Raw genomic sequence first — 15190 nt, 5'->3', positions numbered from 1 at the left:
TTGTCAAATCATCATCTTGAGTGGATTTTGACTGGGACATTTTGTCCCAATGTATGGAAATTGCTTTTAAGTAGAATGCCTTAGAACGTGCAGCGCGGCAATCGTTGCATGGCCCGCTGACGTTTCCGATTGTTTGAACAAGAATGGAGCCGCTAAAGCAGCGTTTTGTGGTGTCGCTCCTTACGATCGACAGTGTTGAGTAATAACCTGGAATACCCCAAATGACGGAATGGTTCCCTACAGTCTTTTATACCTTTAAGTTTCTCGTGTTAGGCGTGGGCATGTTCTTCGCTATAAAGTGGCATTACGATCAGGGAAAGAAGGAGAAGGGCGGGGGGAAAGAGAGGTACGCGGTGCTACTCACGGCCGGCAAGGTGAGCGCAGTCTTCGTGCTGTCGCTCGCTGTCCTGGGGCTCGCCACCTTCGCCCTTGCCAGGAAGTTAGGTTTGGACTTGACCTTCCCATGATGGCAAAGAATAGTCGGCCGAGATCCAGTGATGCAATAACAGGAAGTTTGCCATGGCACAGAAACGTTTATTTCTTGAGCCCCTCGCCGCAATCGCCTGGTCCTTCGTCGGCCTGCGCCGGAAGAAGGATTTCGACGTCGATGCGGAAGGCACATCAATCCGCTTTATGTCTTCATCGCCTCAGCGCTGGCAGTGGCCGTTTTCATCGGCGCCTTGATGCTGGCCGTGCGGTTCGCTGTAGCGCGATGCCACCGGTACGACACGAATAACATGAATAGCCTGTTGAGCAAACGCCTTGCTGCCTTGCTGGACGACCACGCCGGTGTCGTGGGCAAAGACGCGAGGACTTTCCTGCCAATGCTACGGCGGCTTTCCTCGCCTTCAAGTGTGGCTGGGGCTTAGGGCTTGCACGGGCAAGCCTGCGCTTTGCCCGCCGCGCCGGCGGTGCGGCGCCGTCGATTCTGTTGCCCGAGATTGAACAACTGGAACGCACGCTTCACACGTATTGGCTCGGGCTGTCCGACGGTGCCGATCGCGGCCGCCTGCAGCGCGACCCGGCGAACCTGCCCGGACTGCGGCTCCAGATGGTGGAGCTTGCCACAGCGGCCGTGCAGCTGGAACAGGGCGTATTCACCACTGCAAGGCGCCGCCGTCGCACGCCGCTGGGTGTGAATCAGCAAATGAGCGTGACCGCGAGAGGGCAGAGCTACAGTCAGTGCGGGAGCAGCTAGACGCAGCTATACGTCAAGCAGCTACGCACAGTGCACGAGCAAACCATCTGCGGGACGAGCTGGAGAAGAGTCGAGCCAAAGCTGGTACTCGTCAAGAGCCATCCGCACGGCGTAGTGTAGGAAGCAAACGGCGTGACAAAGGAGTCATCGGAAGCGACGGGTAAATAGGTCAACTTTCCCGCCTTTTCTGGACTTTTAGATAAAATGGTCGATGCCTCAATGCCCGTGATCGAACAGAGAAATCGCTTGATTTAGAGCTGATGACGCAGGCCGAGAAAGGTGAAAAATCGACGATTCATCACGTTACTTTGTGCTTCTTTCTTTAAATCGAGATTATTTCCTGTAATGTCGAGTTAGTTTTTATCCGGCATACCGGGATCACTCTTCGAAACCTGCCTGTACATAGCAAAAGCGTCACAAGCCGCGCAACGGGCATTGAGTGCACGCGCAACCCCATCGGCTAATCCGACAACACAAAGGTCAGATGCGTACTTGACTACCATCGGCGCCGGTTCTAGTAATCCAAATCCATTGGCCGTCCGTAGGACTCTTACGAAGTAACGACGCAAAGCTCGACCTGTAAGCCCTCTAGTTACCGCTAGCTCTCGTGCGTCATTCGTCCTGGATTCCTGAAAGCATGTCGGTCCATGCCGTCGATGTGCGATCGAAGGTTAGCCGCAGCGCCTATTGCCGTTTCCTGTAGCGGAAGGAATATGCTGCCGCATCCTGAGAGGGTCTTGTTTCGTTTAAAACCTACGATGTAGCAAGCCTGGCCGCTACCGTACAGCTTTCAGAATCCCGTTGTTGCTGGCGAAGATGCGCCGGCCGGCGCCGACAGAATAATGTGGGTGCTCCGTCGAGGACAAAAAGATGTGAGTGTGTGGTCCGTCTACAGCCTCGGGTGCGCAGAGTGGCGCGACAGAATTCTGTGAATATGTCGGAAAATGGATCACTGGGAGCCAAAACCCGGGCGCGGGAAGCGACAGAATAGTGTGAATATTCGGGAGACGCCCTTGGAACCATGACAGAATAGTGTGAGTAAGTCGCGTTCGTTGCCAATTGTGCAAGAACTCACAGCATTCTGTCGCTATGGACGGGTATATTCTGTCGGTCGACTGCACTGATGGTCTTCCAAGCACGGCGGGGGCCGGTCACTCGACAGAATCACTTCGTATTTAACATAATATAGATTATGCGTACTTCAGCCTTTCTTGAATCGGCATCGAAAATCCTGTTTGTACGAGCGCTCATACCTAAAACTTGGGTCTTGGTGAACCTAAACACGGGCCCATTGCCCAAATAGGCCATTTCCAAGGGCGTGTCACCTTAGTTAGGTACAGGACCCCAAGCATGTTTGCTAAGTCCCACCATCTAGGTAACTGCGCTTTCTGTGACTTTAAGCTTTGAAGCGCTCCGCGATGACGCCGTTCTCCGCGTCCAGCTTGGCCTTGTAGCGATAGCAGGTTTGACTGATGTGCAATGCCTGGCATGCCAGTCCAATCGTGGCTGATCGCTGCGCTACGGCCCATTGCGCCATCTCCCGCCGCTGAGATGGCGCTACCACTTTTTTGCAAACGCCTCCGCGACGATCTCGGCCTTGAGGCGCTCCTCGGCATGCATTTTCTTCAGGCGCCGGTTTTCCTCCTCCAGCTCCTTCATGCGTGCCATCAGCGAGGCATCCATGCCGCCGTACTTGGCGCGCCACTTGTAGAACGTGGCATTGCTGATGCCGTGCTCGCGGTACAGCTCCGGTACAGGGCTGCCGGCTTCGGCCTGCTTGAGGATGGCGATGATCTGGTTGTCGGTAAAGCGGGACGTCTTCATGTAGAGCTTCCTGTTCTTAAGTAAAAAATTCTACTTCTAAACGCGCTCTTTTTGCGGGGGGATTACCTTCGCATTTCGCGATTAACATGCATTGCCGATGGAAGCAGTCGCGGTAACGGAATATAACTAGGTTTTGCACTGCCTAGCCGCAAAACATACCGGCAATATAGCGACATACCCTTGACTAAAGCGTCGTACGTCCTAGGATAAATGAGGGGCTCGAGATGCTCGGTTTAGCATGTTGTTGATCCGGCTTGCCGCTGGCAGTTCGGAGCGATTGCGGTTCCTGCAGGAGAGCAGCATGAATATCTTGATGGTATTAACCTCTCACGATCAACTCGGCACTACCGGCCAGAAGACCGGCTTCTGGCTCGAAGAGCTAGCTGCGCCCTACTTCGCGTTCAAGGATGCGGGCCATAGGATTACACTCGCATCGCCCAAGGGCGGACGGCCGCCGCTCGATCCCAAAAGCAACGAACCCGCATTCCAGACCCAGATGACGAAGCGGTTCGAAACGGATGCCGAAGCCATGGCGCAGCTGGCCAATACCGTGCGCTTGGATAGCGTCAGGCAAGATGACTTCGATACCGTGTTCTACCCGGGCGGACACGGACCGATGTGGGACCTCGCCGAAGACCGCAACTCGATCCGGCTGATCGAGTCGTTTGTGGCTGCCGGCAAGCCGGTGGCCTTGGTCTGCCACGCACCGGGTGCACTTTGCCACGTGCACGGCCCCGACGGCAAGCCGCTGGTCGAGGGCAAGAAAGTAACCGGCTTTACCAACGGCGAGGAAGAAGCGGTCGGCCTGACCGGCGTCGTGCCATTCCTGGTGGAGGACGAACTGAAGCGCCTGGGTGGGCGGTATCTGAAGGGGCCAGACTGGTCGTCCTTTGTAAGCCGGGATGGCTTGCTGATCACCGGCCAGAACCCTGCCTCGTCCGCGGCGGCCGCGGAACTTCTGTTGCAGGCACTGGATTAGCGGGCATAAACCGGTGCTGTAAAGGCAAGTCCACGGGCCGGCTGACACCTGCCCGCGCCGGGTTCACCAAACGACGAGGGAGGAACATATGAAATTCGCAATCGGAATCGCTACGTTGCTGGCAGCAGGATTCACGCTCCATGCAGCCGCCAGTGCCAGCGACGAACAAGCAGGCAGCCGCGCCGTCCAAGCCGCACCGGCGCCTACGGCCAGTGCCAAAGACCAGTTCAAGATCAATCGCGTCACGCCGTCCTACTGGCGTGTGGTCATCGAGCATCCGCCGTTCAATATCTTCGGCCCGGAATCGATGCCGATGCTGAATAACGTCATCACGCAGATCGAGAGGGATCCGCAGTTGAAGGTCGTTGTGTTCGAAAGCGCCGTGCCCGGTTTCTTCCTGACCCACTACGATTTCGTACCGCCCCTCGAGCTCACTACCAGCATGCCGAATGGCCCGACCGGCCTGCCGCCGCTGCCTGACATGCTGGTGCGCCTGAGCAAGTCTCCAGTGGTGTCAATCGTCAAGATCCGCGGCCGCGCGACCGGGGTCGGCAGCGAACTGGCGCTGGCTGCCGACATGCGCTTCGCTAGCCGCGAAAAAGCGGTCCTGTCGCAGTTCGAGATCGGTGCCGGCTTCGTACCGGGCGGTGGCCCGATGGCGCGACTGCCGCGTTTGATGGGACGCGGGCGGGCGCTCGAGATTCTGTTGAGCGGCAAGGATATCAATGGCGAACTGGCCGAGCGCTACGGCTATGTCAACCGCTCGCTACCGGATGTCGAGCTCGACAGGTTCGTGGACGACCTGGCACGCCGGATCGCGAGCTACGATAAACAGTCGCTGGGCGAGATCAAGAACCTGGTGAATGTCGCCAGCCTCCCGCCGGACAAGGACGTTGGCGCCGAATGGCCCGCCTTCATCAGCTCGGTGCAGCGCCCGGCCGCCCAGCGCAACATCAAGCGGCTAATGGAACTCGGGCTGCAGAAGAATCCCGATGTCGAGACCCACCTCGACAAATATACGGGCCAAGTCAACCAGCCGGCCAAGTAGACCTCCCCCAAACGGAAACGTCGTGCTAAGCCCAAGGTGCGTTCCAGTTCACGAACTGCGCACCGAGGTGGGCCCGGCCAGGTAGAAGCCATGAGCGAATTCGCATCCCTGCGCTTCCAAGCTGCTCCATGCGGACTGGTCACCGCCCATGCCACCGGCTTTTCCTGTACGGCCGGCGCGGGCACCGAAACCGGCAAACGACCTACTGGAGAAACACCGTGGACCAGCCCTACGTCCCCATCGACTGCGACGAGCATGACGTCCTCCTCGCGCTTGCCTCACTGCGCCGCCCGATGCGCTGCACCATCCGGCGCCCGAACGGACAGGTGGCCGAACTGACAGGGATCATCGAAGACGTCTATTCCAGCGCCCGCGCCGAATACATGCGTGTCAGCGATGGCAGCGTGGTCCGGCTCGACCACATCCTCAGCCTGAACGGCCGACCGAGGGGTGCGGCCTGAGCCAGCGGCTCCTGGCCGCGACAAGCGCAAGGGCGGCGCCCTGGTGCTGGACGAGGCGAAACTGAGAGCGGCCAGGACCGGTCATCCGGACAAGCCCGGTTTACCCTCCGGCAAGCGGGGAGGATTCTCCGAGCGCTGCGCGACGCGCGTGACCGCGCCGTCCAAGCAAGGGGGGGGGCCGGCCCGGCAGGCTGTCAGCGTGAAGACTCTCATGGACGAGCTGGACGTACAGACGGCCCGAGGCACCGACGTGGTGCAAGCCCAGGCCAGCATCCTGGCACAACAGTGTGCGCCGCCGGAACGGTGGCAATGCACTGTTCGGCCTGTTCGGCCTGGCGCGGCCGCCCTCCGCGTTCGACTTCATGGCGTGAGGGCGGCCCTTGGCGGTTCAGCCGAAGGTGAAGGCGTAGGCCTCGGCCCCGCGGTCGAGGAAACGGATTTCGAAGCGGCGCTCGCGTGCCGGTCCGGCCTGGCGCACCAGTTGGTACAGGCGGGTGGCGTCGATCACGCCGTCGCCGGCGGCATTGATATCGCTGCCGTGGTCAGCGCCGGGCGGCTTGCCGTCCAGCGTAACCCGGATGCGCAGCTTGGTGCCGGCCGCGCCCGGCCCGAGCACCAGGTGCAGGTCGCGCGCGCTGAACTGGTAAGCGATGCCGGCGCCCGCCTCCAGCGCCTGGGCGCTTTCGGGACCCACCGTCCAGCGACCAAGCAGTCCCCACCCGTTCAGGCCGAGGCGGCCGACCGTGTAAGCCTGCGGCGCATCCGGGCGCACCCGCTCCGGCGAGCGGAAATTGAGGGCCTTGCGGTAGCCGACATAGGTTTCCTCGGATGCGATCTGCTCGGCATCGGGCGCCATATGTTCGGCGCCGGCCTTCGGATCGACCAGGCTGGTGTCCGCGAGCGCCGCGCCGCGCTGTTCAGCCAGCAGCGACTGGATCGCGCGCTCCATCTTGTCGTAGTCGCCTTCGCCGAACTGGTGGTAACGGATCCGCCCGGCGCCGTCGACCAGGTAATAGGCCGGCCAGTAGCGGTTGCCCCAGGCGCGCCAGATCTGGTGGCTGCTGTCGACCGCCACCGGGAAATCGATGCCGAATCGCCCGACCGCCGCGTTCACGTTGGTCAGGTCCTGCTCGAAGCGGAACTCGGGCGTATGCACGCCGACCACGGCCAGGCCCTGGTCGCGATACTTGTTCGCCCAGGCGCGCGAATACGGCATGGCGCGGATGCAGTTGATGCATGAATAGGTCCAGAAGTTGACCAGCACCACCTTGCCACGCAGCTGCGCGACGCCCAAGGGGGCGGAGTTGAGCCAGGTAGTGGCGCCGTCGAAGCCGGGCGCCTTGCCTTCCACCTGCAGGACGCTGCGGCCGGCCGCGGTGCTGGCATCGAGGCTGGCGCCAACCGCCAGCGCCGCCAGCGCGCAGGCGGCGATCGATCCGGCAATCGCCGGGATGTGTCGTTTCATGGCGGGCTCATGGGACACTTACTTCGCCGGCTTGTCGAGGACCAGCACCGGCTTGCCCTTGTCGACCAGGTAGGTCGCCAGTTCCGACGCGATGCCGCCGCCGAGGTTGCGGGCCGAGTGGACCGCACCGGCCGGGATGTACAGGGATTCGCCGGCCTTCAGGGCGATTTTCTTGCCGTTCATCTCGTATTCGATCGTGCCCTCGAGCACGTAGGCGATTTCCACGCCCGGATGGGAGTGCGCCGGGAAGGCCACGTGCGGCCCGAAGTCCACCTTCACCTGGATCGCTTCGCGACCGCCATCGAAGTCGTGGCGCACGACTTCGGTGCGCCCGATGCCATTGGCGTCGAGCTTCTGTGCCATTGCCGAGAGCGGCCATGCCGCCGCCAGTGCCAGCGCCAGCGCGCCGCCGAATTGAACTGCTTTCATGAGTATTCCCCTTGGGTCAGTGCCGCCGCGCCGCGCCGGGATGGCTTCGCGGACGTTCGGCGGAAGACCCATTACATCGTACGCCGGTGTCGGCAGCTTGTCCGGAATGTGTCCAGATTCGCTGGCCATGTGTCACGGCGCACGCTTGAAACAATCAGCAACAATCGCACCGCCACCTTGCGCCTCAGGACAGCTGCTGGAACAGCTGGCGCGGCTGGTCCAGGGCTTCGTCGATGTCGGGCGTGTCGATGGCGCCGAAGACGAAGAACTGCGCCGGTCGGTCGATCGCCGATAGTGGAACGGCGCGGTTGCATACAGGCCGACCTTCGCTCGCCGCACAGCCGCAGGAGCGGCTGCATCAACGTGTGGAACCGCATCTCCATCGACTTTCACCTGGTTCCCGCGGTCTAAGCGGCGGCCTCGCGCCTAGCTGGTCTGCCACGAAGATTTCCAGTCGGCGAACTGCATGACCGGCATTGGCTTGGCCACGAAATAGCCCTGCGCCACATCGCAGCCTTGCGCCTCCAGGCACAGCCAGGCCGCCTGGTCCTCGACGCCCTCGGCAACGACAAGCAGCCCCAGGTGGTGTCCCAGATCGATGGTGGCGTGCACGATGGCGCTCGAGCCGGGATTCACGCTCATCGGGCGCACGAAGGACTGGTCGATCTTGATCGCATGGATCGGGAAGCGCTGCAGGTAGCTGAGGCTGGAATAGCCGGTGCCGAAATCGTCGATCCAGATCTCGAAGGCCATGTCCTTCAGGTGCGCCAGCGATTGCGAATTGTATCGAATTGTCAGGGATCGCCAGGCTCAGGGCCAGATGCCGGACGTGCTCGATGAAGGCCGGGTCCTGGATATCGTGCGCGGACAGGTTGACCGACAGCGATGAAGGACAACCGGCCGCGTTCCACGCATGGACCTGGCGGAACGCGGTCTGGACCATCCACTCGGTGATCACGGAAATCATCCCGGCCTGTTCGGCCACGGGAATGAAGGTGGCGGGACTGATCAGGCCCCGCTCGGGATCGCGCCACCGGATCAGGGCTTCGGCGCCTGACGTCCGGTGGGTCCGCATGTCGACCTTGGGTTGGCAATACATCTCGAGTTCGCCATGCTCGGTCGCACGCGGCAGCCTGCCCATCATCGCCAGGCGCTCGGCAATCTCCTGCTCGTGACCGGCAGGATACACGGCGATACCGACCGCCGAGCGCTGCGCCAGGCGCATGGCGGCGCTGGCGCGGCGCGCAAGGCTCTCGGCCGTGCTGGCATGCTCCGGAAACAGGGAGATCCCGACCGCCAGGCGCGGGGCGATCAGTGCGGACGAGACTTCCACCGGTTCGGAACGCAGGTCCAGGGCCGTGCGTGCACAGCTCACGGCGCCCTCCAGGCCGGCGTCGTCGAGGAAGATTGCAAACTCTCCTTCGCCCGGCATCACGACCGGCGTGCCTTCCGGAACGGACGCCACCAGGCGGGCGGCCAGGACTTTCATCAGGCCCTCGATGGCGCCAAAACCCAGCGCATTGCCGATCTCGTGGAATCTTCCGACCCCGATGTGCACGATGGCGAGCGGACGCCCGGCGGCGCGCGCGGCCTCGATGCGCTCGCGCAGCAGCTGAAACATGCCGGCCCGGTTGGGCAGGCCGGTCAGGGTATCGAACAGCGTCAGGCGGCGGATGGTTTCCTGCGCCTGCTCGTGCTCGCGTCGAAGGCGCAGCGTGTGGATGCCGAATGCCAGGTCGTCGGCGAGCTCGCCCAGCAGGCTGATTTCCTGTTCGTCGAAGGCGTCCGGCTCGGCCGCCGCCATGAATAGCGCGCCGATCATCTCGTCACCACAGGCAAGCGGAATGGCGGTCAGCGAGCGGTAGCCGCCTTGTTCTGCACGCCTTCGCAAGGCATCGTAGGCCGGATCCTGGAACACCGGACCGGCCGTGACGTCGCGGCGCGTAAACGGCTTGCCGGTGCGGATCGCGATGGCGGTCGCATCCTGCCCCAGCGGCGTGTCGGCCCAGGTATAGCCTGCCGCGTTGAGCTCATCGATGTCGATCGCCACGCCCCTGCCGTCCTCGCGGCCCATCCATGCCATCCATTGCAGGCGCCTGGCCGGGCCATGGTCGGCGTAGATGACGCCGGTGCGCACGTAGCCGCCCTGCTCCACCGCCACGGCGCACCTATCGTGCAGCAGCTGGCGCTCGTCGGTGACGCGCAGCAGCGTGCGGTTGCTGGCGCTGATGGTCCGGTGCGCACGCAGGGCGCGCGCGAGCCAAACACCATCGCCGGCGGCGGCATCCTTGAGCGGCGGTTCAGGCATTCCGGCTCTCCGACATGAGCGACTTTACAAAGTATGGACCCGTTAGCGGCAAGCTGGGCCGCTATTCCGGAACTGCTTGACAGCGGGCCGGCGGCGCACGATATTGATTGAAGGTCTTCGGCTTCCCGGGAGGAGCGTCATGCCAAACATTCTGCGCGTCGATGCACGCGTATGCATCGCAGGGCTGCTCGCCGCCGCCTGCCATGGCGCCGCCGTGGCCCAGGGCGTGCCGGCGCCGCCCATCCTGCCGCTCACCGGCGAGCCTGGCGCCAGGCTGAGCGTCCATGCACCGGTCCCCGAAGCACTGGCGCGCGGGGTCATCATCCTCCAATACCGTACCGAGCACTTGCGCATCATGCCCGTCTTCGGGCCGAAGGCCGCGGAAGTATCGCCGCGCATCGGGCACCTGCACGTGACGGTCGACAAGGGACCCGCGACCTGGGCCCATACCAGCCTCGACCCGATCATCATCGTCGGCCTGGCTCCCGGCCCGCACAGGATCAAGCTGGAACTGGCCGACCCGACCCACCGGATCCTGGGGGCCGACACCGTCGAGGTGACGGTGCCGGACAGCAGCCACCCGAAGGCGGCCGGCCATTGAGCCCTGCCTGCGGACCCGGCGTTCAGGCCGCCGCTGCCCAGCCGCGGTAGCGGCTGGCCGGGGTCGAGGTCGACAGCTCGGAGTGCATGGCGCGGCGCGCCGCCTCATAGGCCCGGTACTTGGCGCCGTCCTCGAGGCCGGGAATGGTCACCAGTTCGCCTTGGTCGAGCCCTGCCAGCGCCGCGTCGACCATGGCATCCGCGCGCATGACGATTTCCTGCGGCAGGTGCTCGACCGGGGTGCCGGCCAGGCTCCAGAAGTCGGTCGCGGTCGCGCCTGGCAGCACCGCTTGCACGCGCACGCCCTTGTCTCCCAGCTCGTGCTGGAGCGACTGGCTCAGCGCCAGCACGTAGGCCTTGCTGGCGCCGTAGACGCCGTTCAGGATCTCGGGGGCGATCGCGACGATCGACGCGATGTTGACAATGGTGCCCTGGCCGCGCGCGGCAAAGCCGGGCGCGGCTGCATAGGTCAGGCGGGTCAGCGCGGTGACGTTCAGGCCGATCATCTCTTCCATCTTGTCGACGTCGGATGCCAGCAGCGGCGCGGTGGCGCCGACCCCGGCGTTATTCACCAGCATGCTGATGCTGCTGTCCTCGCGCAGCAGGGTTTCGATGCGGCGCAGGTCGTCCGGGCTGGTCAGGTCGGCGCTGATGGCGCGCACGGTGCGGCCGGTCTCGGCCTGCAGGCGCGCCGACAGTGCCAGCAGGCGCGCCCCGTTACGCGCGACCAGGACCAGGTCGTAGCCGCGTGCGGCCAGGCGTTCTGCGTACAACGCGCCGATGCCGGTCGAGGCGCCGGTGATGACGGCTGTGCCGGGGATGGATTGGTTCATGTTGCTCTCCTTGTGTTTGGTGGTCTGCCCGCTTGCGTGCGTATGCACTATCGCGGCAAGACAGTTACTGCATCGGTGCGTGCATATACAGACATACCGTCAAAAAATTTTCAGGGTTCGAGGCTGCGGACCGTCTCACGCACCTGCTGCGCAAGTCCGCTGCCGACTTGCGTTCGAGCTCGGATTGCGCAGCCTGCCACAGGGGATGGCCTGCTGCAGCAGGGCACCCCCGGCTGCGCTCAAGCTCACCAGGTTGCGGCGCGCATCCTGCCCGTCCGGCGCCTGGCGTGCCAGGCCGTCCCGCCCGAGTGCTTGGAGGGCGCGCACGACGCTTGTGCGCTCCATCGCGAGTGCCCCGACCAGGTCGCGGACCGAGGCCGCGCCCGCCTCGTCGAGGTGGGCCAGCAGCGCGAATTGTTTGCTGGTCACGCCGACGGCCGCCAGGTGATCCTCGTACAGCTTGGTGTTCAGGCGGGCCGCTTTGCGCGAATCAAAACAGTTGCAGGAATCGAGTTGGTCTGCGCTAGTCATGAAGCGCTTCATGTGAGTGTACGCAAACATGTCAGGCGCTTTTTTCGTAGGCCCTTCGCGTTTCCGGCGTGTTCAGCCCTTGCTGCGCTCGCGCTGGCGCCGCACCGTCACCAGTTCGCCGCCGTGCCCCCAGTTGTCGGTATTGACTTCGTCGATGACCACGAAGGTCGAGGCCGGGTCCTTGCCGAGCACGTCGACCATGAGGTCGGTGGCGCCGGCGATGATGCGGGCCTTCTGTTCGCGGGTGACGCCTTCGTCGGTTACTTGTACGAGAATGTAGGGCATGATGAACTCCTTGGAATGCTTGGGTTGAATGATCCCAGTAAGCGTTTACCGGTTGGACTTCGCCTGTGGATGCATCCGCAGCGCGTCGTCCATGAACATCACTATAGGCAGCATCGCCAGCCGGAAAAAGATGGCGTGGAGAACATCAATCGATACATGGTGTAATGAATAGCCAGCACGTCGCCTTGCGCTGCCGGCCTCATGAAGACGGGCGCCGGTTCAGGCGCGCAGGTACTCGACCAGAAAATCGACGAATGCCCTTACCCGCGCCGACACGTGCCGGGCGTGCGGGTAGATGAGGCAGAAGGGGCGCGCCCGCCCCCCATGGTCGGCCAGCACCTCGACCAGCTGGCCGCGCTGCAGGTCGGCCGCGACGACGAAGCGGTAGGTCTGGAACAAACCGGCGCCGGCACGCGCCAGCGTGACCGCACCCAGGATGTCTTCCGCGCACCCATAGGTGCCGGTAGTCGCCAGCTCGATCTCCTCTTTCCCCTCGCGAAACAACCAGGGAATATTGCGCCCGGTGCTGGGCAGGGCAAACTGGATGCAGTCGTGGGCCCCCAGATCTTCCAGCCGGCGCGGCGTACCGGCCCGCGCCAGGTAGCCGGGTGTGGCCACGACAACCAGCTCGGCGTCCTCGAGCGGACGCGAAATCATCGTGGAGTCGAGCGGCGCCCGCCCACGGATGGCCATATCGAAGCCTTCCTCGACGAAATCCACGTTGCGGTTACTGAGGTGGAACTCGATTTTGACGTCGGGATACAAGGTCGAGAACTTGGGAAGGATCGGCAGAACCCGATAGTGGCCATAAGGCGTCGGCATGCTGATGCGCAGGAGGCCGGAAGGAGCGCTTTGGCGTCCCGTGACCAGGCGTTCGGCCTCGACCAGCTGGTTCAGCGCCTCACGGCAATGCATGAAGTAATCGCGCCCGGCCTCGGTCAGGTTCAGGGTGCGGGTGGTGCGCACGAACAGGCGCACGCCGAGGCGCGCTTCGAGGCGCGACACGGCGCGGCTCACCGCCGCCGGCGTCACGGCCGCCGCCGTTGCCGCCGCCGTGAAGCTGCCCAGCTCGGCGGCGGAACAGAACAGCTCGATGCTGCCCAGCAGGATGTCGTCGAATTGGCGGCTCACGGATGCATGGCTTCGTGGTAGGGCAAGCAGCAATCATACTGGATTTACCCGCCTGCCGCAGCATCCCGCCGCTCCTTGCTCCGCTATGAGGATCCGCGTGCTTGGGTCCTGACTCATTACATCGTGTATCAATTCCTTTGAGTCAAACCCCATTTATCCCCGTGCCGCGCAAACGTACAGTTGACCCATCGCAGCAAGAACGCTGCGCCCACCGACACACCCAAGGAGATTTACATGAACACGACTCAAAAAACCGTCATCGTCACCGGCGCATCCAGCGGCATCGGCTTCGCCATCGCAGAAGCCTACGTCGCACGCGGCTACAACGTGGTCGGCAACGCCCGCAGCCAGGAACGCCTGAACCAAGCTGCAGCCAAGCTCGGCAACCCGGACAACTTCCTGACCGTGGCCGGCGACATCGCCGACCCGCAGACAGCCCAGGACATGTTCTCCCGCGCGATCGACGCCTTCGGCCAGGTCGACATCCTGATCAACAATGCCGGCATCTTCATTGCCAAGCCAACCGCCGACTACACCGTCGAGGACGTGGATGCGATCGTGGCCACCAACCTGAAGGGCTTTTTCTACCCGTCGCAGCAGGCGGCCGTGCACATGACCGGTCGCAAGCAAGGTCATATCGTCAACATCACCGCGAGCATCGGGATCCAGCCGAACGCCAAGGTTCCGGCTTTGCTGCCGGTCCTGATCAAGGGCGGCCTGAACCAGGCGACGCGCGCCCTCGCCCTCGAGCTCGCCCCAATGAACGTGAAGGTCAACGCAGTAGCCCCCGGCATCATCGAGACCCCGCTGCACGGCGACTACGAAAGCGTGCGCCCGTTCTACAACACCCTGGCGCCGAGCGGCACCACCGGCGTGGTGCAGGACATCGTCGATGCAGTGATGTACATGACCAACTCCAGCTTCACCAGCGGCACCGTGCTGGCCGTCGACGGTGGCGGTACCGCCGGCGTCTTCTAAGGCTGATTCGACAACCCGACGGGAGAACGACATGAAACTCATCTATATTGGCGATCCGATGTGTTCCTGGTGCTACGGATTCGGCAAGGAAATGACCACGCTGCTGGAACACCATCCCGGCCTGGAGTTGGAGATCGTGGTCGGCGGCGTACGCGCCGGCGCCACCGACATCCTGGACGACGCAGGCAAGCGCTTCCGCCTTGATCACTGGGAGAGGGTGCAGGCCAACAGCGGTTTGCCGTTCAACCGCGAAGCCTTCCTGGCGCGCGAGAACTTCGTGTACGACACCGAGCCGGTCTGTCGTGCCGTCGTCACCGCGCGCCGGATCGCTCCGGACTCAAACCTGCTGGCCGTGTTCCGCTCCCTGCAGCAAGCCTTCTATGTCGAGGGGCTGGACACGACCGACGGCCGGGTGCTGTCGGCAGCGGCCGTGGCCGCACTGAAGGTCGTCGGCTATGAGGTAGACCCTGAGCGCTTCCATGAAGAATGGCGCTCGGAAGCGGCAATTACCGAGACCCGCGCCGACTTCGTGCGTGCCCGCAAGCTCGGCGTGAGCAGCTTCCCGAGCCTGCTGCTCGACACCGGAAAAGGCATCGTCGAGGTCAGCCCCGGCTACGCTCATGCGCAATTGCTGGACATGCGCCTGCGCGAGGCGATGGAGAAGTACGCCCGCGCCAAGGCGGCGTAGGCCCTCGGCGTCCGTGGTACCTGCCCGCCTCAATGCGGCTGGCTACGGACGCCGAGGCGCCGAACTCGGCGGCGAAGAAGGGTTCCGCGACAAAGGAGGCCCGAGGGCCGTGGCAGCCGTAGGCGCCAGCGCATCCTGAATAGCCCTGCTCGACGCCCCTCCGCGACCACCGAGCTGTGGCAGGTGCTGGTGTAGTCTAGGGGGGCATCGTCACGCGTGCTGTCGCCGCGTGCGCTGTCGTTCATGCGGCGAAGCAGGAGTGCAGGCAGGCGGGACCTTGGACCGAGCCGATCACACACCCAGCGCCGTTCAAACGGCTTGGTTCCAAGGTCGGCGGTTTGGAGGGCTCGGCCTTGCGGCCATCCGCGTATGCCTCGGTCAAGGCGAATTCAGCGTCGGCAGATATTGTGGTGGAGCGATAGCACACCGCAG

General features: G+C 63.3%; 17 protein-coding genes and 1 pseudogene. 10 read left to right on the top strand and 8 right to left on the bottom strand.

All coding sequences use genetic code 11. The annotated features are described in order from the left end of the window. Nucleotides 1–221 precede the first annotated feature (221 nt). The 3 genes from HGB41_RS00280 (at nt 222) to HGB41_RS00270 (ending at nt 1198) form a co-directional block, all read left to right on the top strand. Nucleotides 222–467: a hypothetical protein gene (locus HGB41_RS00280; RefSeq protein WP_171079887.1), complete on the top strand. Its 246-nt coding sequence runs from the start codon at nt 222–224 to the stop codon at nt 465–467. 52 nt (nt 468–519) lie between these two features. Beyond that, nucleotides 520–684: a hypothetical protein gene (locus tag HGB41_RS00275; protein ID WP_212760781.1), complete on the top strand. Its 165-nt coding sequence runs from the start codon at nt 520–522 to the stop codon at nt 682–684. Between the two features lie 247 nt (nt 685–931). After that, complete coding sequence (locus HGB41_RS00270) at nt 932–1198, top strand: hypothetical protein (RefSeq protein WP_171079885.1); 267 nt, start codon at nt 932–934, stop codon at nt 1196–1198. 1411 nt (nt 1199–2609) lie between these two features. Here the strand turns inward: HGB41_RS00270 and HGB41_RS00265 are convergent. Beyond that, nucleotides 2610–3022: pseudogene (locus HGB41_RS00265) on the bottom strand (transposase); the annotation flags it as partial. 301 nt (nt 3023–3323) lie between these two features. Here HGB41_RS00265 and HGB41_RS00260 point away from each other — a divergent pair. The 3 genes from HGB41_RS00260 to HGB41_RS00250 all read left to right on the top strand — a co-directional run bounded on the left by HGB41_RS00260 (nt 3324) and on the right by HGB41_RS00250 (nt 5510). Continuing rightward, nucleotides 3324–4001, top strand: a complete 678-nt coding sequence (locus HGB41_RS00260) for a type 1 glutamine amidotransferase domain-containing protein (protein WP_171079883.1) — start codon at nt 3324–3326, stop codon at nt 3999–4001. Nucleotides 4002–4089: 88 nt separating this feature from the next. Beyond that, complete coding sequence (locus HGB41_RS00255; protein WP_171079880.1) at nt 4090–5049, top strand: enoyl-CoA hydratase/isomerase family protein; 960 nt, start codon at nt 4090–4092, stop codon at nt 5047–5049. Between the two features lie 218 nt (nt 5050–5267). Further along, on the top strand, nt 5268–5510 hold the full coding sequence (locus HGB41_RS00250) for a hypothetical protein (protein WP_171079878.1): 243 nt from the start codon (nt 5268–5270) through the stop codon (nt 5508–5510). A gap of 388 nt (nt 5511–5898) precedes the next feature. On the opposite strand, the gene HGB41_RS00245 is transcribed toward HGB41_RS00250, so the two are convergent. Both HGB41_RS00245 and HGB41_RS00240 read right to left on the bottom strand, forming a co-directional pair. After that, nucleotides 5899–6975: a thioredoxin family protein gene (locus HGB41_RS00245; RefSeq protein ID WP_171079876.1), complete on the bottom strand. Its 1077-nt coding sequence runs from the start codon at nt 6973–6975 to the stop codon at nt 5899–5901. Nucleotides 6976–6993: 18 nt separating this feature from the next. Beyond that, nucleotides 6994–7404 (bottom strand): cupin domain-containing protein, encoded by a 411-nt coding sequence (locus HGB41_RS00240; protein WP_171079873.1) that lies wholly within the window; start codon nt 7402–7404, stop codon nt 6994–6996. A 145-nt stretch (nt 7405–7549) separates the two neighbouring features. Here HGB41_RS00240 and HGB41_RS00235 point away from each other — a divergent pair, with 145 nt between their 5' ends. Next, nucleotides 7550–7699: a hypothetical protein gene (locus HGB41_RS00235; RefSeq protein ID WP_171079871.1), complete on the top strand. Its 150-nt coding sequence runs from the start codon at nt 7550–7552 to the stop codon at nt 7697–7699. Between the two features lie 63 nt (nt 7700–7762). Here the strand turns inward: HGB41_RS00235 and HGB41_RS00230 are convergent, their stop codons facing one another. Next, nucleotides 7763–9712, bottom strand: a complete 1950-nt coding sequence (locus tag HGB41_RS00230; RefSeq protein WP_443098466.1) for an EAL domain-containing protein — start codon at nt 9710–9712, stop codon at nt 7763–7765. 139 nt (nt 9713–9851) lie between these two features. Here HGB41_RS00230 and HGB41_RS00225 point away from each other — a divergent pair, with 139 nt between their 5' ends. Then, nucleotides 9852–10313: a DUF6130 family protein gene (locus HGB41_RS00225; protein WP_171079869.1), complete on the top strand. Its 462-nt coding sequence runs from the start codon at nt 9852–9854 to the stop codon at nt 10311–10313. Between the two features lie 22 nt (nt 10314–10335). Here HGB41_RS00225 and HGB41_RS00220 read toward each other — a convergent pair whose 3' ends face one another. From HGB41_RS00220 to HGB41_RS00205, 4 genes are all read right to left on the bottom strand, one after another. Beyond that, the gene (locus HGB41_RS00220) at nt 10336–11145 is read right to left on the bottom strand and encodes an SDR family NAD(P)-dependent oxidoreductase (protein WP_171079867.1); all 810 of its coding nucleotides are present in this window, start codon (nt 11143–11145) and stop codon (nt 10336–10338) included. Between the two features lie 135 nt (nt 11146–11280). Continuing rightward, a complete protein-coding gene (locus tag HGB41_RS00215) occupies nt 11281–11676 on the bottom strand; it encodes a MarR family winged helix-turn-helix transcriptional regulator (protein ID WP_171079864.1) in 396 nt (131 codons plus the stop codon). 72 nt (nt 11677–11748) lie between these two features. Continuing rightward, the gene (locus HGB41_RS00210; protein WP_171079862.1) at nt 11749–11961 is read right to left on the bottom strand and encodes a tautomerase family protein; all 213 of its coding nucleotides are present in this window, start codon (nt 11959–11961) and stop codon (nt 11749–11751) included. 219 nt (nt 11962–12180) lie between these two features. Next, entirely contained in the window at nt 12181–13092 is a 912-nt protein-coding gene (locus HGB41_RS00205; protein WP_171079860.1) for a LysR family transcriptional regulator, read from the bottom strand. Nucleotides 13093–13326: 234 nt separating this feature from the next. Between HGB41_RS00205 and HGB41_RS00200 the strand changes: the two genes are divergently transcribed. Both HGB41_RS00200 and HGB41_RS00195 read left to right on the top strand, forming a co-directional pair. Beyond that, nucleotides 13327–14070, top strand: coding sequence for an SDR family NAD(P)-dependent oxidoreductase (locus HGB41_RS00200; RefSeq protein WP_171079858.1), 744 nt, complete (start codon nt 13327–13329; stop codon nt 14068–14070). A gap of 31 nt (nt 14071–14101) precedes the next feature. Further along, on the top strand, nt 14102–14758 hold the full coding sequence (locus HGB41_RS00195) for a DsbA family protein (RefSeq protein WP_171079856.1): 657 nt from the start codon (nt 14102–14104) through the stop codon (nt 14756–14758). Nucleotides 14759–15190: the final 432 nt, after the last annotated feature.

Origin of the sequence: Telluria aromaticivorans (genome assembly GCF_013003915.1) — a bacterium.
GTDB lineage: Bacteria > Pseudomonadota > Gammaproteobacteria > Burkholderiales > Burkholderiaceae_D > Telluria > Telluria aromaticivorans.
The sequence above is the reverse complement of the archived record's forward strand: the minus strand, read 5'-3'. Positions and strand labels throughout refer to the sequence as shown.